A 24,881-nucleotide genomic window follows, 5' to 3' on the forward strand; every position below is an offset into this window, starting at 1 on the left:
CCCTTCTTAAATTCACTTTGTAGCTATGCATGTTCTTTTTTTGGTTCAGGGGGAAGGCCGTGGCCATCTGACTCAGGCGTTGTCGATGCAGCAGATTTTAAAAACAGCTGGTCACGACGTAATAGGCGCCATTGTGGGCGTAACTCCGCAGCGGGAGGTTCCAGCGTTTTTCAGGGAAGCATTCTCCGCGCCCATCACACCTGTGTTCAGCCCGGGTTTGGTATACAACGCTGGTACAAACGCCCTTGAACCAACCAAAACTACATTACAGGCTATTCGGTCAATACGTCCGTTTTGGAAGAGTCTGAAACAGGTACGGGATATTATTGAAACGAAACGTCCCGACGTAGTCATCAATTTTTACGAAATGCTGGGTGGGCTTACGTATGCGCTGCTGAAACCATCGGTTCCGATGATTTGCATCGCACACCAGTATCTGGCTTTCCACCCGAACTTTCAGTGCCCCAAGGGGCAATGGATGTACAGACAGGCCTTTAAAATCAATACGCTGTTAACCTGTTTCGGCGCAAAAGAACTGCTGGCCTTGTCATTCGATAAACAGCCCGATTTTCCTCAGCGCCGTGTGCGGGTTGTACCGCCCCTGTTACGTCAGGAAGTGGCTTCGCTGAAGCCTATGGACGGGAATTTTGTTCTGGCCTACGTAACGCAGCCCGGCCTTCGATCAGAACTCGAGCGAGCCCACCAGGAACGCCCCGATTTAAAAATGGACGCCTTCCACGCCAGCGCTACCAGCCCCGATCAGGTTATTGATGAAACGTTGACGTATCATGCCATTGATGGCAAACGCTTTCTGAATTATATGAGTCGCTGCAAAGCGATTGTAACCACGGCGGGTTTCGAATCGGTTTGTGAGGCCGCTTATCTGGGCAAACCTGCCCTGATGATTCCGCAGCCTAACCATTTCGAGCAGGCCTGTAATGCGATCGACGGACAGCGGGTTGGTGTTGGCCTAGGTGCTACCCATTTCAACCTCGACCAGTTTATGACTTATCTGCCCCAGCACGATCCGTCGGTCAGCGAGCGATTCCGGGCCTGGCAGCAGCAGGGGTATTTTATGTTCCTTAGTGCCCTGAACCGCGCTACAGCGCCCGGCGATCAACGCTCGGGAGGTTTCCTGATGCCTCGTCTGCGTCAGCTACTCCGTTAGTTGATAAAAGAACCCTAGCGGATTGGGGTATTTGAACGAGTAATTGATCGCCCGATCCAGTTTCTCCGCGCTGATTATTTTGTAAAGCACCGGCGTTTCTGGCTCAACGAACGTTGGGGACTCAAAGCCAAAATCCGCGCAGTTTTTCAGGTAAACCGCTTTCCGGGAAGGATGTTCCGGCACCACGGCATTGAACACGCCGGTAACTTTTTCCGACAGTATAGCCATCAGTATGCCAACGGCATCATCCCGATGTATGTAATTGACGGGGACAGCGCCCGTATTGACCGTACGACCAGCGACATATTTGCCGGGGATTCGGTCGTAGCCCAGCAACCCACCGAAGCGCACGACCGTAACGTTTCGATCTGGCTGGATCGCTAAAACAGCCTGTTCGCCGTCGACCAAAGCCGGCGCTGCTGATTGACCAGGCGTTTGGACATCGTCTTCAACCGCAACCTGATTGTTTTCTGGGTAAATGGAAGTAGAGCTAACCAGAATAACCTGTTTTACCGACGACTTCTGCATAGCCTGTGTTAACAGCTTAATCTCCTGCGGATAAAAATCTTCGCCCATTTTCCCGGCTCTTGGCGGCAATAGGATAACGATAGAGTCAGCCTCCAGCAGCTTGTCAAGGTCACCAATGGGCGCGGGGTCAAACTGGAGCAAATAAGGCTCAATACCTTTTTCTTCCAATATCGCCATTTTACTCTCTGTAGTGGTACTTCCCTTGACGAGATACTGCTCACTGACCAGTCGTTCGGCCAGGGGTGTTCCCAGCCAGCCGCAACCTATGATTGACACGCGTCCTTTTGACATGATAAAAAATAACCGGATTGATGGCTCTACAAACGTAGTAAAGACATCAATCCGGTTAAGCGTCTATTTGTTATGCTTTATAAACTCAGGCCAAAGCTGATCGCACGAACATCTGGTCCCTGGCCTGGTTCGAACAGTGGACTCAGGTCATATTTAACGAAGAATCCGGTACGTCGAATACCGATGTGAGCGATCAAACCATAACGCAGGTCTTTCAACCCGAAGTCAGAATGTCGACGGTCAACGCCCCCGTCCTCTTCTTTGATCTTCCGATAGCTATCCAGACGATAGTTGCCATAGACACCCACCCCAAAATGACCTAATTTCCGGCCGTTATCGTTGTAAAACGTCAATCGAGGCACGATGGGAATTCCCAGCGTACATACTGTCAGTTTCGATTTACTTAGCTCCCGACCAGCAGGCGTAAAGACAATGCCCGCGGGCGTTTTTTCGGGTATTACGTTCTCCTCAAACATGAAATTGTTCCAGGCCACTTCCAGCCCGTAATACAACTTCAGGGATACGTGTTTACCTCCGGCAATGGTTGGCATACTGCCAAACGCCAAGGCTATATAGCGTGATCCAATTGGCTTCAGCTTGTAACTATCTTCGGGATAGGCCGGGAGGCTCGAACGCTGCACCAAATTAGTTAATCCAATTCCAAGGCCTTCAAAACTCACCCGCTGTCGGTCTGATTTCCGGCTCCGTTGCCGATTAGATGTGGCCTTTTGATACTCCGCTTTGTGCTTGACCGAGTCCGTATCCACTTTCTCCGAATCACGAATGACAACGCTGATGTCGCCTTTCCGGCGGGTTACGATCAGTACGGTGTCTTTGATGTACTTTTCGCCTTCCTGCTCATTAAGCGATACTGCTGTTTTCCCATCGGGCAGGGTATCCAGTTTCATGCCCATATCACGCACAATTTTGTTCAGATCGTAAGCAGACAGGGATTTGATTCCGTTTTTGTCCGGCGCGTAGATAACCATTCTGGTCCGGTTCGCGAACTGAATGACCAGTGAATCAGCGCTGGGCCGGGCATGAGCTAGCACACTCATCAGGCTAAAGAAAGCCAGTATGCTCAGGATAAACGTTCGTTTCATTGTCTGGCGGGTTTATTCTTCTGAAAGCTGTGTTTTATTTCACTATAGGCCCGGTCGAGAAGGCCTTTTTCATCATTATCGCCCACAGCGGCATTAGCCACGGCGGTTTCGCCCGTTCTGATCTGCTGAATTCTCCGCCAGAATTTACCCGCCCCCGTTTCGCTTGTGTTTTGATTAACCGATACCACTTTCTGGTCGGCTTCCTGCGCCGTTTGTTTGGCAGCTACCAGTACGTCGGGTTCTGCGATCGTCACGACCAATGTTCTTGGGGCACTCGCAGCTGGCTTAGGCGTTTCATCATCTTTTGCGGGTGTCAGTATTACAGACGCCACTTGCTCTTCGCTCTTACGTTCGATTACGTTAGGGGCTGGGCCGGTCTTCTCTTTTGTTAAGCTTACCTGCGATTTACTAGCTTTGGGCTTACTTATCGTCGCTACTTCGATAATACGTTCTTTAGAAATTACGGGCTCTCCGATCTCCTGATTTAATTTGGGAACAGGTTTTGTAAACTGTACGTCAGGCGCAGTCTGTTGCGCAACGGCTTCTGAAACCTCTGGCTTTTCCTGTTCTACAGGCCGTACTTGTTGGATATGTCTGGCAATCGTTTTTTGAGTATTAACGGCAGCATGCCTATCCTGATTTGTAGACTGAGCATACCATCCCAACGTAGCGACCAGCACAATACAGGCGGCTGCGGCAACAGATCGCTGGAATGTGGGTGTGTGCCAGAAAACGACTTTCTCGGGTTGCCTCTGCTGGGCCATACGCGCCTGCAAACGGTTGAACGCCCGCTCATCGGGTGGTAGCGACAGATTAGCCAGCTTTCGGGCAAAAAGCTCGTCAACTGGCTGTTTTTTGATAGGTTCGTTCATTGTGTTGTTGCTGTTCTAATTTTTTCAGGCTGGCTTGTAGCAAAGCACGAGCCCGGCTTAATTGAGACTTTGATGTTCCTTCTGATATACCTAGCAGTTCAGCTATCTCCGCATGGGTATAGCTTTCAATAGCGTACAAGTTGAAAATACTACGATACCCTTCGGGCAGTTGTCCAATCAACCCAAGAAGATCATTTTCATTCAGCGTTGCATCGGCCCAGTCGTAATCAGGTTCGATCAGCATATCATCTAGTGCTACCTCCTGACGTAATTGCTTGTTCCGGCGCAGGAACATAAGGGATTCTGTTACCATGATCCGCCGAATCCAGCCTTCGAAGCTGCCATCCTCCCGGAACTGGCCTATCTTTTCGAAGACTCGCATGAAACCATCAAGCATAACCTCTTCGGCGTCATCCCGATTGGTGCAGTAGCGAGTACAGACAGCCAGCATTTTGCCGGAAAATCGTTCGTATACCAGCTTATGCGCACGGTTTTCCCCCCGCTTCAACGCAGCGATTAATTGCGCTTCTGTCGTGAAAAAAGGTATAATCCGTAGCATAGTAATCACATTTCACTAGTAAGATGCACAGAGGAGCCAGGCAGGTTGCATGCACCTAAAAAAAAAGTTTATATTTTTCGACGTATGCCCAATGCTAAGAATAAGGCACAAAAAAAGGGCCTTACAGCCCTTTCTCGTATTTAATCCCAGCCACATAGTACAGCCAGATAATTCTTGATATTCTGAAGTTGACCGGCGCGATCAATACCATGACTGGGGCTACTGCTGCGGCATATACCCACCCGTCGGGATCACCGCCAAAATAAAATAGTAGAAAGCCCATCACCAGCGCAACTCCACCTGATATGGCGTAGCTGATGTACATAGCTCCGATAAAGTATCCTGGCTCAACTTCGTACCGCAACCCGCAATGCGGACAGTGCTCATACATTTCATCAAACCTTTTTAAATTGTAGAACGGCTTCTTAAAAATCTTTCCCTGGTGGCATCTAGGACAAAGCCCTTTTGACGCGGCCTGCAATTTCGAGTCGCTTTCCATGCTCAGTTTTACTATTACGATACCACAAATAACCAATCGACGTAACAATCAGATATGGTACCACCAGCAGATAAAGTATACCCAAATTCAATTGCGACGCAACTACACTACGTCCATTACTCACTGTGCTTTCTACCGTTCCCCGGCACATGGCACACTGTGCCATCAGGTCAGGAGTAAACACCAGAAAAAATATAAGAGCCAACCACACAAGTTTGTTTTTCATAACTCTACAGTTGATGTATGTAATATGGTTTAATCAATAAATACACAATTACCCCAGTGATGCTCACATACAGCCAGATCGGGAAGGTCCACTTCACCGTCTGCTTATGCTTCAGAATTTGATTACTCAGGGCAAAATAGACGGCTCGCAGCACAAACCAGACAACGATGACGGATAAACCAATGTGCGAAACCAACAAAAAATAATATACAGGTCTGATCCAGCCTTGCCCCCCAAATGGCGTTGAGTCATGCGTTAAGTGATACAGGATGTAGCTTACCAGGAAAATAGAGCCCAGTCCAAAGGCTGTCAACATTGTGAGTCTATGAGCCGCTACGTTCTTTTGCCGGATAAAATAAAAACCCACAAGTAGAAGCAGGGAGGTCAGTGAGTTAATGACACCGTTAATATGTGGTAGATAATCTGTCCACGCTCCCAGATCAACCTTTTGCCGAATGCCTAATAATACAGCAACGGCAATCGGAATAGCCAGCGATAAAATGTTGATGACCCGGTTAGCTTTTTGTTCATGTACTGGCTGTATTGTTTCCATAAATTTATTGCTCTTTGCTGTAGATGTCCAGCAATACCCTGATTTCCAGGATTAGCCGATCAACATCTTCCTTGTCCGTACCGTCGTAAAAACCTCTTACAATACCAGACTTGTCTACTAAAACCAACTTTTCGCTGTGAATAAAAGTTTCGTCTGGTTTGCCGTCTTTCACGCCAGCGTCGACTACAGGTAAATAAAATCCATGTAGGCCAAGATCATAGATTTCGGCTTTGTTACCAGTCAGGAAATACCATTTTCCGGGAATTGCTTCGTGTTTCCTGGCGTACTCCTTCAGCTCTTTTGGCTGGTCATGCTCCGGATCAACGCTGAACGATAGAAATCGGATGTCGTCTTTCGACCGGAAGACATCCTGCACGCGGGTTAACTGGGAAGCAATTTTCGGACAGATTGTACCACAACGCGTAAAGAAGAAATCGGCCACGTAGATCTTGTCCTTGACAATTGACTGATCCACTACATTGCTATCCTGATCAATCAGTTTGAACGGCGGGATGTGGTTATAGATTGTATCCTCAATCTCCCGTCCGTCGGGTTGCTTAACTTGGCCCATCAAGGGCTCTCCCTTCGTAGAGTCTATCTTGGGCAGATAGCGCGGTAAAGCGTAATGATTTTGCGTACCAAACCGCAGAAAAAGATACAGCAAAGCCGGGACCAGCAGTACGACTAGCAGGATCCCGGCTTTCTTGGTGTTACTCATAACTACCTTAATTCAAATATCGACTCACCTTCTGTCATCAATGCTACAAGTAGCCATACAACAAAAATTACAGGAATTGAAATGGCCCAGATCAAGCTTTTAACTTCGTGCTTCAGGTGCATAAATTCACCTACAATATAAAATGCTTTTATCAGCGTCATTCCTACGAAAATTGAAGTACGTAGCGTACCAGCAGGCATGATATAAGCCAGTGTAAATTCAAAGGCAGTGATAACCGACAGAATAATAAATGTCCGCCAGATGACACCTGTTTCTGCTGGAGCAACTTCAGTTCCAGCGTGTTCGTCGTGATCGTGATGTGCGTGATCAGCCATGATTGTAAAAACTTATACCAGGTAGAAAAACGTGAAAACGAATACCCAAACTAGATCGACAAAGTGCCAGTAAAGACCTACTTTCTCAACCATTTCGTAATGCCCACGACGAGCATAAAGACCAGTTGCAGCCCGGTAGAAAATCAGGATATTCAGAACGACACCACTAAATACGTGGGTACCGTGGAAACCGGTAATGAAGAAGAACAGGTCAGCAAAGGCAGGAGGTCCGTATTGGTTCTCGACAAGGTTCGCACCGAATATTGTACGTTTTACTGTTTCTCCATTAATAAGCTCAGTTATTACCGTACCTTGCTCGGTTCCGTGAATAAAGTGGCTCCATTCCCATGCCTGGCTACCCAAGAAGGTGAAACCACCCAAGATTGTCCAAAGCATATATTTCTCCACATCCTTGCGATCCATCCGGTGGCCAGCTTCTACGGCTAGTACCATCGTCACGCTACTGAAGATAAGGATAAACGTCATAATACCGACGAAAATCAGCGGCAGATGAACGCCATGTACGAACGGTACTGCGTTATACACCATTTCAGGAATCGGCCAATACAAGTTCGAGAACTTAAAGACCTCTCCATAAATTGCCGGATCCCAGGCAGGATAGCTGTAACGAATCAGCCCGTACGTTACCAGCAATGCTGAGAAGGTGAACGTATCCGAGATCAGGAAGAACCACATCATCAACTTGCCATAACTGGCATTCATTGGTTCGACACCACCCATCCAGGTTTTCTTGTCGAACGTTGAATCAGTTGCTACAGTGTGTGTTGTCGCAGTAGCCGCCATGCGTCTAAAAAATTATCAATGAAAGTAGACTAAAAAGAAAAACAAATACAACCACAAAATGTCTAAAAAATGCCAGTAAGTAGCTGCTATTTCAATCTGGTTCATGCTTTTAGCGTGAATCCGGATCTTAAAAACTGCTACCAGTGCAAAAATCAGAACAATAAGCCCGGAAATGAGGTGGAACCCATGCAAGCCCGTAAATATATACATGAACGAACCTGCGGGATTACCGACAAAGAAAACCTTTTGATTTACCAGTTCTACCCATCCCTGGAACTGCATGTAGAGAAATGCTATCCCAAGTGCAAAAGTAACAGATATCGCTATCTTCAAACTGCCAAAGTTATCTTTTTTTGCCGCTAAATATGCCCAGTGCATCGTCAGGCTGCTAATCACCAAAACGACCGAACTATAAGTAAAAACCGGTGGAATATCATACTCCAGCCAGTTACCTTCTGCTCGACGTACCAGATAGGCACTTGTCATAGCAGCGAAAAGCATAATAATACTGACAATAAACAACCACAAAATGAATTTGCGGGGATTCATTGATAGGGTTTCTTCTGGCTCTTCAACAAAAGAAACTGGATCAGCGATTTGGTTTGACATCATCAAATTTTATCTAATAGGTATGCAATCTGAACGACGGGCAGATATAGCAATGATCCAAACATCATTTGCAAAGCTGCTTTGTCCGTACAGGTCTTCATTAGATGAAACGTTTGAGCTAAAAACAAGATTCCACCAATCGTGGCAACAACTGCTGATAATACGCCTGTAATTCCTAATAGAAACGGCAGCCAGCAAAGCGGAATCAGAAATATCGTGTAGACCATCATTCGAAAAGCGGTCTTACGATTTTTTGCCTTACCCGGCATCATCTGCATACCTGCTCTCTGATAATCATCGAAAGCCAGCCAGCCAATCGCCCAGAAGTGCGGAAATTGCCACAGAAACTGAATAGCGAACAGGATTCCAGGCTCCCAACCGTAATGGTTTGTGGCTGCAACCCAGCCAATCATCGGTGGGAAAGCCCCCGGTAACGCGCCGATATACACCGCAATCTGTCCTTTTGACTTCAGAGGTGTATAAACAAATCCATACAGCAGGAACGATAATACAGCTATAGCTGCAGCGCGTACGTTGAAAGCTTCGGCAAAAATGTATACTGCAATGCTGAATAGTAAAAAGGCGAATGTCGCTGCTTCTTTTGTTGTCAGCCGACCCGTTGGCAGCGGACGAACCGCGGTACGTTTCATCAGCTTATCCGACTCGCGCTCAAAGATCTGATTGACAGTATTAGCCGCTCCTGTGATTGCTAAAGAAGCAATTGTAAAGAGTACTATCTTTATCCAATTGACTTCAGATACTGCCAGACAATATCCAAATACGCCCGAAAATACAACAGCTAGCGTAAGCTTGAGCTTAATTAATTCAATATATGCTTTAGCTTTTATCCCAACTTCACTTACCACAAATACTCGCTGCATACTATAAACGTTGGAAAGAAATAGTTTCCGGCTGACTTTCTATTTGCTTGCTCTGTGGGATGATCCGTAGCCAGGCGGTGTATTGTAAACCGATCATAACAACAGCCAGTAATAAATGGATTGGCTGCATAGCAGCTGGAACTCCACCATAGGCCATTATAATCCCTGATGTTATTTCAGCTATGACAATTGCCATCATGGCAACCCCCAGTTTATGAATGGCATTACCTTTACTCACTTTGCGTATCTGATAAATTACAGCAATGTGCAAAGCAAGAACTAGTATTGAAAAAGAGCGATGGACGTAGAAACGCCAGTCCAGATTATCGACCCAACTCATTCGCTGATTGTATCCAAGTTGTTTGACAACCTGATCCAAGGCCGTTCGTACTTGCGTCCCCAATACGATCTGGATGATTGAAACCAGCAGTGTAATAACGAGCAATCGGCTCAGCGTATCATACTGGTTTTTGGATAGTTCTGTATTTGTGTTAGCGTCAGCGCGAACAAATACATATAGGAGCGCAAAAACAACAAAAATTGCCAGTAGAAAATGAATAGTAATCAAATATTGGGCAAGTTCTGTTGACACAACTTTGGCTCCTAACCATCCATTCAGGCCTACCAAGAAGAAAGCAGCAAAGCTTCCTAATACAATTGATTTATCTGTTTTCAGATAAATTAGCGATGCTATCAGGGTTACAAAGACGACAAAGCCAGTTAAGGCTCCAATCAAGCGATTGACGTACTCAATCCATGTTTTTGTGGCATTGAATTCAACCTCGCCCTTCAGCTTAGCGCCGTAAATCTCCTGGTAATTTGCTGGCAGTTGTGAGATATGCGTTGGGGGTATCCATAAACCGAAACACTTCGGCCAGTCTGGACAGCCCATTCCGGACCCTGTTCCTCTGACAATACCCCCCGCCAGAACGAGCAGATATATAAGTATTACTGTCAGAAACGCCAGAGTCCGGAATCGCCGTTTTTTAGAATTAGTGAGGTTGCTTGAATTGGTCATTCAAATTTTGAGCCTCAATTTCCTTTTCAAGCCCGATCATTTCCATCTCGTGAGGTAGATTTGATTCAGGTGTTTGCGAATAAGGCACGTTTTGAGGTATAAAATCTTCAACAGCACCTGGCTTGCTGTAATCGTATGGCCAACGATACACAGCTGGAATTTCGCCGGGCCAATTACCATGACCAGGTTCAACGGGCGCAGTCCATTCCAACGTATTTGCTCTCCACGGATTTTGCGTAGCCCGTCTTCCTTTGAAAATACTATAGAAGAAGTTCACAAGGAAAATAAACTGAGCGCCGAAGGTGAAGATAGCTGCCAAGCTGATGAAAGAATTCATATCAGCGAAGATATTCTTCGTAAAATCATAGCTGGTGAATGCGTAGTACCGACGAGGGAATCCAGCGATACCAACATAGTGCATTGGGAAGAATACCAGATAGATACCGATAAATGTCAACCAGAAGTGAACATAACCCAGCTTCTCATTCATCATCCGCCCAAACATTTTCGGGAACCAGTGATAAACACCCGCTAGCAAACCAAAGGCCGAAGCAGCTCCCATTACCAAGTGGAAGTGAGCTACCACGAAGTAAGTATCGTGCAATTGAATATCAAGCGCAGCATTACCTAGGATGATACCAGTCAGGCCACCTGAGATAAAGAACGATACCAGACCGATTGAGAACAGCATCGCGGGCGTGAACCGGATATTACCGCGCCATAACGTAGTAATGTAGTTAAACGCTTTTACTGCCGACGGTACTGCGATGATCAGCGTTAAGAACATGAACACCGACCCGAGGAACGGATTCATACCAGTCACGAACATGTGGTGAGCCCATACGATGAACGCTAAGAAGGCGATACCAATCATAGACGCGATCATAGCACGGTAACCGAAGATTGGCTTACGAGAGTTTGTAGCGATAATCTCCGATGTTAGACCCAAGGCTGGTAGCAGTACAATGTATACTTCTGGGTGACCCAAGAACCAGAACAAATGCTGAAATAGAATCGGCGAACCACCAACGTTTGGCAGAGCCTCACCTTTGACATAGATTTCAGACAGGTAAAAGCTAGTGCCAAAGCTCCGGTCAAAAATCAGCAACAGAGCCGCCGATAGAAGAACAGGAAACGAGATAAGTCCTAAGATAGCCGTTAAAAAGAAAGCCCATATGGTTAGAGGCAGTTTGCTAAATGACATCCCCCGTGTACGCAAATTGATAACAGTCGTGATATAGTTAATACCACCTAACAACTGCGACACAATAAACAGGGCCATGCTAGCCAGCCATAAAGTCATACCCAACTCTGAACCTTTGTGTGCCTGTGGTAGTGCGCTTAATGGCGGATAAACTACCCAGCCGCCAGCAGCAGGTCCTGTTTCAATGAACAACGAACCAAACATAAGCACACCAGCCATAAAGAAGAACCAGTAGGACAACATGTTCAAGAACCCAGATGCCATATCACGGGCTCCCACCTGTAGTGGAATCAGGAAGTTAGAGAACGTACCACTTAGACCAGCTGTCAATACAAAAAATACCATAATGGTACCATGCATTGTGACTAGCGCCAAATAAAAATCTGGGTCTAACTTATCATTATTGTCAATCCAGTTACCTAAGATTGGCCGTAGGAATCCCAGCTTCATATCTGGAAAGCCCAGCTGAAGGCGGAACATCACAGATAAACTGATACCAATAATTGCCCACAAGATACCCGTAATCAGGTACTGTTTCGCAATCATCTTATGGTCTTCAGAGAAAATGTATGTGCGCCAAAAACTTTGCGGCTCATGGTGGTCGTGCTCAATGTGATGAGCCACGGTCGCCGAATTACCTGTTACAGTCGCCATAGTATTTGGTTGATAGTAGTTTTAAGAATTATCGAATAGTTGCTGTCACCAGTGAAGCTCCACCACTTGGCTGAACGCGTGCTGTTGTGCTATCAGCAGGGGCTGCTGCCTCTTGCGTACCTTCTGTAGGCAAGTATTTAGCTGCTTTTGCTTTTAGAGACGTTGGAATGCGATCGGCCAGTTCAGGCGTTGTATTCAACAAAGGCTTTTGTTCCTTGCACCAAGCTTGCCAAGAAGCTTCATCTTCAACAACCAGATTAATCTTCATTGAGAAGTGACCACGTCCACACACTTCAGTACAGGCAATTTCGTACTTAAAATCAGGGTTGCCTGTAACGTTACGCATTTCATCCGTGGTTTTATCAGCAACAAACCAGAAACGTGTTGGCATACCAGGAACAGCATCCATTTTTACCCGTAAGTGAGGAATGAAAACACTATGCAGCACGTCACGAGCCCGAATCTTTAAGAGAACTGGCTTATTAACAGGAATGTGCAGCTCAGATGGTGACGTAAAATCATCAAACGAAGCTTCATCTGTATAGTCAATTCCCGTTTCGTTGCTGCTGTTAATCAGCTTATAATTGTAAGCTCCCAGCTTATTGTCGTCCACGCCTGGATACCGAACGATCCAGTTAAACTGTTTACCAACGATCTCAACAACCTGAGCATCAGCTGGCGCTTCAGACATGATGTCACGCCATGCACGCCATCCTGAGAATACAAGTACAGCCATCACAACAGCTGGAATAACCGTCCAGATTAACTCCAATTTATGGTTTTCCGGATAGTAAGCAGCTCGGTGGCCCTTCTTGTATTGATACTTCCATGCAAAAGTAAATAGCAACGTGTTCGTAATCACGAAGGCAGCTGTAATAATTCCCATCGTCAACCAGAATAGGAAATCCGTACGACGACCGTGTTCCGTAGAAGCTTCTGGTAAGAAATACTGAACCGAATGCAGGTAAGACCAGATTGCGCCGATTATTCCAAGTACCAGGAATACCAAGAACAAAGCTCCATTGATTTTATTGCTCATGCCAATCTGGCCTTCTTCAACGGATCCACTTGCACTCTTAACTACCGCAGCCATTCGGGACACGACCATAATAGCCAGCCCCAGAAAGATTACCGATAAGATAGCGATTATATAAACCATGCTGTAAGCAAATTATAGAATTAGATGTCGTGATGTAAGGTTTCTTCCAGCATTGGGTGATTCTTCGGAATCAAGTTAGCCTTAGTCAACTGTGACGAAAGTGACCACATGAAACCACATGCAAAAATCAATATCATACCGAACTCAACAGGACCAAATCCACCATGACCGCCCACTGTTCCAGGCATAATGTTGGTGTAAAAATCGAAGTAATGTCCGATGATGATTCCCCAAGCAGCCAGCTTCAAAAAGATATAAGTCCGCTTTGCATCCCTTGTCATTAGAACAAGAAATGGAAAGACAAAGTTTAGGAACAGGCTAATGAAAAATGGTGCTTTATAAAAGCCTCCATAACCACTGAAACGCTCACGATAATAGATCGTTTCTTCCGCCAAGTTAGCATAATAAATCAGCATAAACTGAGCAAACCAAACGTACGTCCAGAAGATACTGAAAGCAAACATAAACTTGCCCAAATCGTGCAAATGGCTTTCATTCACTAGTTTCAGATAACCGCGCTCTTTCAAGCTTACAACGGTTAGCGTAATGATTGCTAGACCCGTTACGTGCCAGCTAGCCAGTGTATACCAGCCAAACATAGTACTGAACCAGTGGGTATCAATCGACATTACGAAATCCCAGGCCGATGTCGACGAAGTAACCGCAAACACTACCAGGAAGGCAACACCATATTTGATACTCTTTTCATAATATTCAGTACCGCCCTCTAAGTCTTCCTTGAGCGAGAAATCACGGATTTTTGTCCACAGCCAGTACCAGGAACCAATATATACTACCAGACGGATCAAATAGAATGGTGTATTAAGGAAACCCGCTTTACCAGCAATGATATGATCATACTCCGGACTCGTTGGATCATATAGGGCAGGATTCTTCCAGTGAAACAGATCCTGACCTGCCAGAAAGAATACAGCTAGCAGAACAAGTCCCATGTATGGAACGTATGCAGGCATTGCCTCAGGCACGCGTTTGAACGCTGAAGACCAGCCCGCCTGTGCCAGATAGTTGTAGGAGATGAAGAACATCCCAATAACCGAAGCGCCAATGAAGTAGACAGCATTAAGCCACAGGTTAGCCCAGATCCGGGTTGTCCATTTATACTCGTGGTGACCACCATGGGCTTCCGCACCATGAGCGGCATGGGCATCTGCACCTTGAGCAGCGTGAGTGGCTGCATCATGTGCCTCATGCCCACCGGCTCCCGACGCCAACAAAAAAGCGCCAAGTGCAACCAAAGCAACACCAGCGCCTATTCCGATAAGAAGCCGACGCTTGGACTGGTCAGTAAATTCAAATTGTTCGTCTAGTGACGGTAATGCGTGAGCCGATGCCATTCTCTGGTTTATTGTTCCCAGTTTTTAACTCGATAATCTCGTTAAAGCGGGATTTTGCGATACTAATTATCCTTGCTGTAATTTATGTACGTATTGCACAATCTTCCACCGGTCGTCGGGCGTGATCTGCGAGCCGTGAGGCCACATACGTCCTTTACCATTTGTTATCACGTGGAAAATATGCCCATCATTCATCGTTTTATACGCATCTGCCGAGTAGCTGGGAACCCCTTTATACTCTTTGCCTACCGTGCCATCACCTTTACCGGTTTCACCATGGCAGTGTGAGCAATAGCGCGTGTACAAAACTTTACCATCAGCCAGGTTCTTTTCGTTTTCTGGAATCGGGTTTGTTAACACACGTTCAGCAATCTCAATGCTGTCTTTTGGGATATTATACAGCATTAAGTCCGTTTTAGCGCTATCACCTGAGCCAAACTTCGTCATATAGTTTGGCCGGGCTACCGTACCGGGAGCGGGCAGACGCATATTCAGCCCTTCCGGATTAATGGAATTCTCTTTAACCTGACGGTATGGTTCGTAACCAACAGCGTCGTACATCTGCGGTGCAAACTCAAGACCGGTACTGTCGTGGCTCCGCTTACAGGCAACTCCCGTAAACATTAGCCCCACAATGGCCAGCGTTGCTATACCTTTATAGTTCGTGCTCATGCCCTTTGGAAAAATTAGAACTGCTTAATGTTTACTTCAGCAGCTCCTGAAGTTTTTAGAATCTGCTCAATGTCTGCCTCAGGAAGATTATTCTTACTCAGGTCAATAGCCATAGCAAATTTGTTGTCAGTCGTCCGCAGATCGTACATCAATGGCTTTGTTGTGGGTCCAAGTCCATTTGAAATCAGAAACGTACCAACCATTCCCAGGGCGCTGAACAAAACTGTCAGCTCAAAAATAACGGGAACATAAATCACTGGTGAGTACGAATCTTTCCCCCCTACGATCATTGGCCAGTCGAAACTTTCCGTGTAAGCGGTTAATAACAGCGCTGTCGTCGTTCCTGTCAGTCCGAAAAGGAAGGCAGCGATACCCAGCCGGGAGCGGGGGTGCCCAAGGGCTACGTCTAATCCGTGAATTGGGAAAGGCGAATACACTTCCTGGATACGAACGCCCGCCTTCTTAACTTTTTTAACGGCTTCGAGCACTACGTCGTCATCATCGTAGATACCGACTAAGAATTTACCGTTTACGTCTGACATGTTCAGTGCTTATTCAGTTTTTAAAATGTAAGCCCGGAGCCCTTCAACTCCAGGCTTATTAGTTATTCTGCGTCTTTGTTAAATGTTGGGTTCGTAACGCGTTCCCCTTTAGCCACACCCGATACAGAAGCTGGTAATTTCTCGGACGAAGACTTGATGACCGTTTTGACTTCAGCCATGTTCACAACTGGGAGGAACTTTGAGAAAGCCAGGAACAGCGTGAAGAACAGACCGAATGAGAAAATGTAGTCACTGATATCAAACAGGGTTGGGTGGAACATCGCCCAGCTTGATGGCAGGTAATCACGGTGCAACGACGATACGATAATTACGAAACGTTCGAACCACATACCAATGTTTACCACAACAGACAGCACGAACGTCCATACAATGCTCCGGCGGATTGCGCGCGACCAGAACAGCTGTGGCGAAATTACGTTACAGGTCATCATTGCCCAGTACGCCCACCAGTAAGGACCAGTAGCCCGGTTGATGAAAGTGTATGATTCGAACTCATTACCCGAATACCAGGCAATGAAGAACTCTGTCAGATAGGCAACCCCTACGATCGAACCTGTCAGCGTAATGACTTTGTTCATCGACTCGATGTGCTCGAGGGTGATGTAATCTTCTAGACGGAATACCACCCGGATGATCAGCATCAGGTTTTGCACCATGGCAAAGCCAGAGAAGATAGCACCAGCAACGAAGTAAGGAGGGAAAATCGTGGTGTGCCAGCCGGGAATAACCGACGTAGCAAAGTCCATACTCACAATCGTGTGTACTGAAAGTACGAGTGGGGTCGACAGACCAGCCAGGATCAAACTGATATACTCATAGCGAGCCCAAGTTTTAGCCGAACCGTTCCAGCCCAGCGAGAAAGCGCCGTAGATGTAACGAGATACTTTACTCCGGGCGCGGTCACGAATCGTAGCCAGATCAGGTAGCAGACCCATGTACCAGAAAACCAGCGAAACGGTGAAGTACGTGCTAATAGCAAATACGTCCCATACCAGTGGCGACTTGAAGTTCACCCACAATGAACCGAACGTATTCGGTAATGGTAGCGCCCAGTAGGCCAACCAGGGGCGGCCCATGTGCATCAGAATAAAGGTTGCTGCGCACATAACGGCGAAAATCGTCATAGCTTCAGCCGCCCGGTTTACAGCCGTCCGCCATTTCTGACGGAACAGGAGAAGAATAGCGGAGATTAGTGTTCCGGCGTGACCGATACCTACCCACCATACGAAGTTGGTAATGTCCCAGGCCCAGCCGATCGACTTGTTGAGTCCCCAAACGCCCAATCCTTCCCACCAGGTCCAGAAGACACAGGCAGTACCGTAAATAAGCACAACAACAGCAATGGAGAAAGCAATCGTCCACTCACGAGTAGGGCTTCCTTCCACCTGCTTACTAATATCCTCCGTCACGTCGGCATAGGTCTTACCGCCGGTGACAAGGGGAGTTCTTACAGCTGATGTTACATGCGACATATTCTTACTTTAGTTTTATTCGATTCACGTTACACGATCAAAGCGATTACGATTACAGAGCGTAACGCGTTGTCACATTTTATTGAGGTTACGCATGCGACTCCTGACGGGTCTCCTGCTTAGGCATTTCGTCCTTGTTGCGGATTTTTGTCAGGTACGAGATTTGTGGTCTCACGTTAATTTCTTCCAGGACGTGGAACGCACGGCCTTCGATCTCTTCCTGAAGCATTTTAGAAATTGTGCTTTCAGGATTATTCATGTCACCGAATACAATAGCGTTCGTTGGGCAGCCCTGCGAGCAGGCAGTCTGCACTTCATCAGGCATTAACCGGCGACGTTCTTTTTTCGCGGTTAGTTTGCCTTCCTGAATGCGTTGTACGCAGAATGAGCATTTCTCAATAACCCCACGCGACCGAACGGTTACGTCTGGATTGATCTGCATTTTGCCCAGATCATTATTGAAGTTGTAATCGAAATTCTCGTTATCTGGGTATTTAAACCAGTTGAAACGACGCACTTTGTAAGGGCAGTTGTTCGCGCAGTAACGGGTTCCGACGCACCGGTTGTAGGTCATCTGATTGAGACCTTCTGTGCTATGAGTCGTTGCCAATACTGGACAAACCGTTTCGCAGGGTGCATTGCTGCAGTGCTGACACAGCATTGGTTGGAACGTAACCTCTGGGTTAGCTGATGCTACTTCCAGACCGCGTACATCTTCAGCATCCGCATCGCTGCTGTAATAGCGGTCAATACGCAGCCAGTGCATTTCCCGACGATTCAGCACTTCTTGACGTCCAACAACGGCAATGTTGTTCTCGGCTTGGCAGGCAATGACGCAGGAACCACAGCCGAAGCAGGAGTTCAGATCAATAACCATACCCCATGAATGGTTTGGCTTACCGTATCCATTCCAGAGCGAAATCTCGTCGGCTTGTTTTTCGCCTTCCGAAGTATGAACAATGGGTTCGTAACGACCCGCTTTCGGGTTCTTTTTGTAATCAGCCAGTTTAGCTTCCTGCAGTACTGCCCGACGGCCCATTACCGTTTCGTGCGTTTGGGTCTGCGCAATTTCGCGGCTGCCACTAGCTTTCTCGACTTTCGCACTAACTGACGACAGATTCAGATACCCATTTACAAATGAAGCAAATGGGTACATGTTTTTACCAACGCCGTTAGCCGCTTTGCCAGCTTTTTCGCGGCCATAGCCGATAGCTACTGATACAGTGTTGTCAGCCTGACCTGGTTGGATCAGGACAGGCAGTTCAACCGATTTGTTACCAACCGTGATTGTAACCAAATCGTTTTGTGACAAATCCATATCGTGAGCCGTCTTCTGCGAAATGGCTGCGTAGTTGTCCCAACACGCTTTCGACACGGGATCCGGCATTTCCTGCAGCCATGGGTTGTTGGCCATAAAGCCAGTTCCCATTACTGGTTTTTCATACAGAGACAGTTCCATGCCGGTCGACGGCTTGTAACGTTGTGCGATAGCCGAAGCGGCAGCAGCCGTGTTTCCGGCATACGTAGCATCACCAGCGGCTGGTGCAGCAGTTGGCTCAAATACGCCATCGTGCAGCGATTTAACCCAGAACTCATCGAACGAACCAAAGCCAGAAGCTTTTGGATAGTAGTTTGAACGCCAGAAATTCTTCAGGAATGTCTGGAAGTCACTTGGCTGTCCAGCCCATTTCAGTAGGCTAGACTGGAACTGACGGGTTTTGAAGATATTCGTGATAGCAGGCTGCGCCAGGCTATAGAATCCTTGTTTTGGTTCAGCATCATTCCAGCACTCCAAGTAATGAGGAGCAGGGGCGATGTATTTTGCCAGAGAAGCCGTTTCGTCAGCGCGATCAGCAAACGAAACAGAAAGTTTAGCTTTTGGCAGTGCTTCGGCCAACTCAGCTCCCCGTGGGTGATCATAAACTGGGTTTGACTCAAAGAAGAACACAGCGCCCACACGGCCAGCTTTTGCCTCGTCGATGAATGCGTTCATCTGAACGTCGCTACCCTGCGCGTAGTTGACAGGAGCATTCAGATTGATAATTGAATCGTAAGCACCCAACAGAGAGTTCAGCGCGTTGACCAGCACCTGAACGTTAGGATCGTTAGAACCTGCCATCACCACGGCGCGGCCCCGCGAACGAGCCAGGTCACTAGCTGCTTTGTCCAGATTATCGACCGTAATGCTTGGCGCGCTCACAGACGTACCGCCCAACTTAGCCGCTACTTTATTGTACAGAGCGGCTACAACCAGACCTTCCTGTGAAGGTTTGATCGCTGTTCTGTAATCTGCGTTAGCCCCCGTCAGTGACAAACCAGTTTCAAACTGGTAGTGACGTGACATGTCGGTTTTCGTTTTGCTTACCCGACGTGTGGCTGCGTAATCAATTGCGTTTTCGTTCGAAGCGATGCCCGAGCCTAGGAAGTCAGAGCAGATACCGACAATGGTCTGCACTCGGCTCAGATTGTACGAAGGGATAACCGCTTTCCCGAACGATAATTGGTTCGCCTGAACGATACCAGCGGCCGAGTTTGCATCATACATGATGTGGCTCGTCGATGGATACCTCGTTTTGAATGCGGCAACAACGGCTTTGGTAGCCGGACTCAATACTGTTGAGGTAATAAGCCGAATAGCGCCACCCTGTGCCGCCACCGAACTTAACTGACTAACAATTTCACGGTCGATAGTTGCCCAATCGACGTCCGTTTCGCCCCGTTTTGGACCTTTCAGCTTGTCGTTGTCGTACAGCGACAGAACCGAAGCCTGAATCCGAGCACTTGTTCCACCTTTGCTTACACTCGACTGTGGGTTACCCTCAATTTTGATGGGCCGGCCTTCGCGGGTTTCTACCAGAATACTCGCATAATCTCCACCGTAAGAATAGCTGGAAGCGTAGTAGTCGGAAATAGATGCGAATGAAAGTTCAGGTTTTTTAATATATGGAATCGCTTTGTGGACGGGCGTTTCGCAGGCAGCAAGGGACACAGCAGCCATACCAAAACCCATCACTTTCAGGAAGTCGCGACGTTGTGTATTACCACCACCAAGCAAACCACCATCCAAATCCGAAGACGTTTCCGGATCAGCAAACTCACTATTGGCATTTTTTACGAAAGTAGCGTCGTTACGTAACTCTTCGACACCTTTCCAATACCGTTTGGTTGTATTTTCCATGCGTATTTATTGCGGTAAGTGTTGGTTGGGTCGATGTTAGTAGTGACACTTAGAACATTCCAAACCACCAATGTTGGCCACTTTAAGCGGTTCTTTGCTTTGCTTCTGGTGCAATGCAACCAGCTTATCATAATAAGCATTATCTTTTGCATTCACCTCCGTCTTCCGGTGGCAGTCAATACACCAGCCCATCGTTAAGGACGACCGCTGCTCAACAACTTCCATTTTTTCGATTTCGCCGTGGCAGGTCTGACACTGTACATTACCTACGTTCACGTGTTGAGCGTGGTTGAAGTAAGCCAGGTCAGGCAGGTTATGAACGCGAATCCATTCAATAGGACGGTTCTGCTCAATAGCTGCGTAAATCTTTTGAATTTCTGGTGACTCTTTTTTGATTACGCCATGGCAGTTCATACAGATATTAGCGGCAGGAATAGTGGCGCTTTTCCCTTTGTTAACACCAGTATGGCAGTAGTTACAATCGATTTTGTACTGACCCGCGTGTAGTTTGTGCGAGTAGGCAATTGGCTGCTTAGGTGCATATCCCTGTTGAATACCGATGCTATAAGCGCCATCCAGTGTTTCTTTCACAGCGACTAACAGGAACAACCAGATCACAATCGAACGGAGCGTCGAGTTGTGAAAAGCGTTCGACATGCCCATGCGGATGCGCTGGTTCAGCGACGTAGCAGGAACAGCTTCACCTTCGGCCGTAGGAGCTACTGCTTTAGACAGGATCGTTACGATAGCTAGCAGAACAGCCAGTACCAGCACCATTACGACTAACAGAGCGACTAGAACCACAGTGAATAGTTCAGATGGGCCAGAAGCTGCATTGCCTCCATTCTGAGCAGCAGAACCACCACCACCTGTTTCCTGGGCCTGGCCGGCACCTCCTACCGTTGCTGTTGGTGGAGCGCTAGCCTGTTCAACGTAAGCCAAGATTCCGTCAATATCTTCATTAGATAAGCTGGGGAAGCTCGTCATCTGAATTTGACCGAACTTATTGAAAACCTGGTTGGCGTAGGCATCACCACTGGCAATAACTGCCGATGAGTTTTTGATCCATTTGTACAGCCATTCTTTTCCAGGGGCACGTTGTTGAATACCTTTCAGACCAGGGCCAACAACGGTTTCCTCAGTTACAGCGTGACACTGAGCACAGTTATTATTAAACAGCGTTTTTCCTTTTTCGGCATCACCACCTCCTCCGCCACCTGCGGGTGTAGCTGCAGCTGGGCCGCCACCCCCGCCACTATTGCTCCCATCAGTCGACGATGCTGGATCCTGTGCATGAAGTTGACCAGCACTAAATCCTATGGCTAACCATAAAGCAACAACTCCGTAAAGCTTGGATAAGCGACTCATTTTATGAACTATATTTATTGAGTTGTTCAACATGACCACAACTGACTTTTCATTGGTCCACAAAAGTAGCACACGAATGCTGTATAGGCAAAAGGTGCTATTCAGATATTTGATCTCTGATTTTTTATTTATATCGTTTCTAATTAAGCACTGAACAAAATCGCCTTGACTGCTGGAAATTGATCAAGAAATAGCAGGTGAGAAAAAAAAAGTGCTCCTGAATCAGCTCATTGTTGGCTTCAATTCGGGAGCACTTTATTACAGAAACAAATTGTTCTGATTTGATGAGGTTCCGAGCGGATTCGAACCGCTGTACGAGGTTTTGCAGACCTCTGCCTAGCCACTCGGCCACGGAACCGGATACCGTTTACATGACAGCTCATGCATTCGGGAGTGCAAACATACGCTTTTCTTATTAAGAACCCATTGGGATGAGTTAATTTTTCTTTGGCCTTCACAGGATCTGAAAACAAAACTCCCCCAGCATCCTGCGACGCTGGGGGAGTTATAATCAACCTACGTAACTGAATTAGTTACGGCCTTCCATCTGTTCTTTCAGGGCAGCCAGTGCGTCCAGATCACCTAGGGTTGCACCACGATCTGACTGGTTCGAAGTCGAGGTCGTTTTAGCAGGCGCAGCTTTTGGCTGTTTCGGCTCTTTAACGGGCTCATTCTTCTCCTGCCACGTTTTCGTGTGCGACAGCATAATGCGTTTTTCTTCTTTCGAGAACTCCGTCACTTTGAAGTCCAGCGTTTCACCAACTTCAGCGAACGTACCATCTTCTTTCGACAGGTTTTTCAGCGACGAGAAACCTTCGATACCGTAAGGCAATTCAAGGGTAGCCATTTTGTCGTTTTTGCTGATGATGGTACAACGGTGAATCGTACCAACGGCAAAGACAGACTCAAACGTATCCCATGGGTTCTCTTCGAGTTGCTTGTGGCCCAGGGCCAGACGACGGTTTTCGATGTCCAGTTCCAGAACAACTACCTCCAGGTTTTCGCCAACTTTGATGAAATCCGATGGGTGTTTGATTTTCTTGGTCCAAGACAGATCCGATACGTGTACCAGACCATCAATACCTTCTTCCAGTTCCAGGAACAGGCCGAAGTTCGTCAGGTTACGAACAACGCCCGTGTGCTTCGTGCCAACGGCGTATTTCGAACGCAGTTCTGGACGAGTCCATGGATCTTCAGTCAGTTGTTTGATACCCAGCGACATTTTCCGCTCGTTGCGATCCAGTGTCAGCACGACTGCTTCAACTTCGTCACCAACTTTCAGGAATTCCTGTGGGTTACGCAGGTGCTGCGACCACGACATTTCTGATACGTGGATCAGACCTTCAACGCCTGGCATGATTTCCAGGAAGGCGCCGTAATCAGCAACGTTAACGATTTTGCCTTTTACTTTCGAACCAACCTGTACGTCTTCTGGCAGTGCATCCCATGGGTGCGCCTGCAGTTGTTTCATACCCAGCGAGATACGTTTCTTGTCTTCGTCGAAGTCAAGAACAACCACGTTAACTTTCTGGTCGAGGTGCAGAACCTCAGATGGGTGGCTGATACGACCCCACGAGATATCCGTGATGTGCAGCAGGCCATCAACACCACCAAGATCGATGAATACACCGAAGTTGGTCATGTTTTTGATAACGCCTTCCAGTACCTGACCTTTTTCGAGGTTGTTCAGGATCTGAGCGCGTTGTGCTTCGAGGTCTTTTTCGATCAGGACTTTGTGCGAAACGACTACGTTATCGTTCGCGTAGTTGATCTTAACGACCTTAACTTCCATTTTCTTACCAACGAATACGTCGAAGTCACGGATTGGCTTAACGTCAATCTGCGAACCTGGCAAGAACGCTTCGATGCCAAAAATATCAACGATCAGACCACCTTTCGTCCGGCGTTTTACGAAGCCGTCGATAACGAGGTCTTCGTCCAGCGCTTTCTGAATTTTCTGCCAAGCCGTGATTACTTTCGCTTTCTTACGCGACAGCACCAGCTGACCATTGGGGTCTTCCTGATTTTCTACGTAAACCTCCACTTCGTCGCCCATTTTCAGTTCCGGCATGTCGCGGAATTCTGAAGCTGGCACAAGCCCGTCCGATTTGAAGCCAATGTTGAGCAGCACCTCACGGTCTGTAATGCCCACCACGGTTCCCATTACCACTTCTTTCTCTTTTACTTCCGACAGGGTATTGTCGTACATTTCCAGCATCCGGTCACGCTCGGTGTCCGAATAGCCGCTCCCAAAACCTTTGTTGTCTGCCCGGTCCCAATCAAATGCCGGTAGTTCGCGCTGCTGCGTTTTGCTCATAAAAATGGTTTCCTGACCCCCTCAGTACATCAGCCCGTGGGTCAATGGCGGACTGACTTTTGGTTGATTTTTTTTTGCGTTCGCAAAAGGACTGCAAAGATAGCAAATGCGCTGTTAAAAAAGTTTCTATAACCCAAAACTCTTTGAGTTAGAGGAAAAAGCAGCCGGGTGCGGATAAAAGAAGCCATAGCTCTTTTGTCCGCACCCGGCTGCTTTTGTGTGATTGCTACTGGAACGCTTTTGATTTCTTACTCAGGAAGGGCATCCAGCTTTGCTCCAGCGACCCCGAAAACTCCCGAAGGAAAACGAGGAATGTTGGTTTGAATGGTTTTTGCCGGAGGTTCATGTTGGCCTCTTCCGGGGTATAGTCACCTTTGCGAGAATTGCACCGTTTGCAAGCGGTAGAAAGGTTATCCCAGCTGGTTTTACCACCACGGGACTTGGGCATTACGTGATCGAGCGTCAGCTCATCGGTTGTGCCGCAATATTGACAGCGGTGTCCGTCTCGTTTGAAAATATTCTGCCGGGTAAGCATAACACCTTTGTAGGGCAAACTTACGTAGCGGTGGAGACGAATAACGGAAGGCATCGGAAATTCGGCCGATACGGTTCGAAGCATGAACTGTTCTGATTCGGCCACGAGTTCTGCTTTGTCTAAATAAACCAGCAAAAATGCTTTTGGAACGGAGCAGATGCTGAGTGCACTGTAATCTTGATTTAAGACTAATACTTTCCTGCCCATATAGCGTTTGAATGCCTCTGTAAGGTAGCAAGT

At 47.2% G+C, this 24,881-nt stretch carries 23 protein-coding genes and 1 tRNA gene; 1 reads left to right on the plus strand and 23 read right to left on the minus strand.

Annotated elements, in window-relative coordinates; genetic code table 11:
• Positions 1-25: 25 nt before the first annotated feature.
• Entirely contained in the window at positions 26-1,168 is a 1,143-nt protein-coding gene (locus HU175_RS01980; protein WP_176564992.1) for a glycosyltransferase family protein, read from the plus strand.
• On the opposite strand, the gene HU175_RS01985 is transcribed toward HU175_RS01980, so the two are convergent.
• From HU175_RS01985 to HU175_RS02095, 23 genes are all read right to left on the minus strand, one after another.
• The gene (locus tag HU175_RS01985) at positions 1,157-1,987 is read right to left on the minus strand and encodes an NAD(P)H-binding protein (RefSeq protein WP_176564993.1); all 831 of its coding nucleotides are present in this window, start codon (positions 1,985-1,987) and stop codon (positions 1,157-1,159) included. The two genes, HU175_RS01980 and HU175_RS01985, sit on opposite strands and share 12 nt — an antisense overlap.
• Before the next feature lie 77 nt (positions 1,988-2,064).
• Positions 2,065-3,090, minus strand: coding sequence for a hypothetical protein (locus HU175_RS01990; protein WP_228724289.1), 1,026 nt, complete (start codon positions 3,088-3,090; stop codon positions 2,065-2,067).
• Complete coding sequence (locus HU175_RS01995; protein ID WP_176564994.1) at positions 3,087-3,962, minus strand: hypothetical protein; 876 nt, start codon at positions 3,960-3,962, stop codon at positions 3,087-3,089. Before HU175_RS01995 ends, HU175_RS01990 begins: the two co-directional genes overlap by 4 nt.
• Positions 3,931-4,521, minus strand: a complete 591-nt coding sequence (locus HU175_RS02000; RefSeq protein ID WP_176564995.1) for an RNA polymerase sigma factor — start codon at positions 4,519-4,521, stop codon at positions 3,931-3,933. The genes HU175_RS01995 and HU175_RS02000 overlap by 32 nt, the downstream gene beginning before the upstream one ends.
• Positions 4,522-4,642: 121 nt before the next feature.
• A complete protein-coding gene (locus HU175_RS02005) occupies positions 4,643-5,020 on the minus strand; it encodes a DUF983 domain-containing protein (RefSeq protein ID WP_176564996.1) in 378 nt (125 codons plus the stop codon).
• A 230-nt stretch (positions 5,021-5,250) separates the two neighbouring features.
• Positions 5,251-5,799, minus strand: a complete 549-nt coding sequence (locus HU175_RS02010; RefSeq protein ID WP_176564997.1) for a DUF420 domain-containing protein — start codon at positions 5,797-5,799, stop codon at positions 5,251-5,253.
• 4 nt (positions 5,800-5,803) lie between these two features.
• Positions 5,804-6,517 carry an SCO family protein gene (locus HU175_RS02015; protein ID WP_176564998.1) on the minus strand — a complete coding sequence of 238 codons (714 nt, stop codon included), beginning with the start codon at positions 6,515-6,517 and terminating at the stop codon, positions 5,804-5,806.
• A gap of 2 nt (positions 6,518-6,519) precedes the next feature.
• Positions 6,520-6,852 carry a cytochrome C oxidase subunit IV family protein gene (locus HU175_RS02020; protein ID WP_176564999.1) on the minus strand — a complete coding sequence of 111 codons (333 nt, stop codon included), beginning with the start codon at positions 6,850-6,852 and terminating at the stop codon, positions 6,520-6,522.
• A 12-nt stretch (positions 6,853-6,864) separates the two neighbouring features.
• Positions 6,865-7,656, minus strand: a complete 792-nt coding sequence (locus HU175_RS02025; protein ID WP_176565000.1) for a cytochrome c oxidase subunit 3 — start codon at positions 7,654-7,656, stop codon at positions 6,865-6,867.
• 15 nt (positions 7,657-7,671) lie between these two features.
• On the minus strand, positions 7,672-8,265 hold the full coding sequence (locus tag HU175_RS02030; RefSeq protein WP_176569094.1) for a heme-copper oxidase subunit III: 594 nt from the start codon (positions 8,263-8,265) through the stop codon (positions 7,672-7,674).
• A 2-nt stretch (positions 8,266-8,267) separates the two neighbouring features.
• A complete protein-coding gene (cyoE, locus tag HU175_RS02035) occupies positions 8,268-9,146 on the minus strand; it encodes a heme o synthase (protein WP_176565001.1) in 879 nt (292 codons plus the stop codon).
• A 1-nt stretch (position 9,147) separates the two neighbouring features.
• Complete coding sequence (locus HU175_RS02040; RefSeq protein WP_176565002.1) at positions 9,148-10,164, minus strand: COX15/CtaA family protein; 1,017 nt, start codon at positions 10,162-10,164, stop codon at positions 9,148-9,150.
• Positions 10,139-12,022: a cbb3-type cytochrome c oxidase subunit I gene (locus tag HU175_RS02045; protein ID WP_176565003.1), complete on the minus strand. Its 1,884-nt coding sequence runs from the start codon at positions 12,020-12,022 to the stop codon at positions 10,139-10,141. Before HU175_RS02045 ends, HU175_RS02040 begins: the two co-directional genes overlap by 26 nt.
• A 28-nt stretch (positions 12,023-12,050) precedes the next feature.
• Entirely contained in the window at positions 12,051-13,181 is a 1,131-nt protein-coding gene (locus tag HU175_RS02050) for a cytochrome c oxidase subunit II (RefSeq protein WP_176565004.1), read from the minus strand.
• A 20-nt stretch (positions 13,182-13,201) separates the two neighbouring features.
• Complete coding sequence (locus tag HU175_RS02055) at positions 13,202-14,536, minus strand: quinol:cytochrome C oxidoreductase (RefSeq protein ID WP_176565005.1); 1,335 nt, start codon at positions 14,534-14,536, stop codon at positions 13,202-13,204.
• 66 nt (positions 14,537-14,602) lie between these two features.
• Positions 14,603-15,208, minus strand: a complete 606-nt coding sequence (locus tag HU175_RS02060; RefSeq protein ID WP_176565006.1) for a c-type cytochrome — start codon at positions 15,206-15,208, stop codon at positions 14,603-14,605.
• Between the two features lie 14 nt (positions 15,209-15,222).
• Positions 15,223-15,750: a DUF3341 domain-containing protein gene (locus tag HU175_RS02065; protein WP_176565007.1), complete on the minus strand. Its 528-nt coding sequence runs from the start codon at positions 15,748-15,750 to the stop codon at positions 15,223-15,225.
• Positions 15,751-15,812: 62 nt separating this feature from the next.
• Positions 15,813-17,243, minus strand: a complete 1,431-nt coding sequence (gene nrfD, locus HU175_RS02070; protein WP_176565008.1) for an NrfD/PsrC family molybdoenzyme membrane anchor subunit — start codon at positions 17,241-17,243, stop codon at positions 15,813-15,815.
• An 88-nt stretch (positions 17,244-17,331) separates the two neighbouring features.
• Positions 17,332-20,421, minus strand: coding sequence for a TAT-variant-translocated molybdopterin oxidoreductase (locus HU175_RS02075; RefSeq protein ID WP_176565009.1), 3,090 nt, complete (start codon positions 20,419-20,421; stop codon positions 17,332-17,334).
• 36 nt (positions 20,422-20,457) lie between these two features.
• Positions 20,458-21,789, minus strand: coding sequence for a c-type cytochrome (locus HU175_RS02080; protein WP_410528575.1), 1,332 nt, complete (start codon positions 21,787-21,789; stop codon positions 20,458-20,460).
• A gap of 287 nt (positions 21,790-22,076) precedes the next feature.
• Positions 22,077-22,147, minus strand: a tRNA-Cys gene (locus tag HU175_RS02085).
• Positions 22,148-22,318: 171 nt separating this feature from the next.
• Positions 22,319-24,106 carry a 30S ribosomal protein S1 gene (gene rpsA / locus HU175_RS02090; protein ID WP_176565010.1) on the minus strand — a complete coding sequence of 596 codons (1,788 nt, stop codon included), beginning with the start codon at positions 24,104-24,106 and terminating at the stop codon, positions 22,319-22,321.
• Positions 24,107-24,332: 226 nt separating this feature from the next.
• Positions 24,333-24,848: an HNH endonuclease gene (locus HU175_RS02095; protein ID WP_176565011.1), complete on the minus strand. Its 516-nt coding sequence runs from the start codon at positions 24,846-24,848 to the stop codon at positions 24,333-24,335.
• Between the last annotated feature and the right edge of the window lie 33 nt (positions 24,849-24,881).

Source organism: Spirosoma sp. KUDC1026, assembly GCF_013375035.1.
Lineage (GTDB): Bacteria > Bacteroidota > Bacteroidia > Cytophagales > Spirosomataceae > Spirosoma.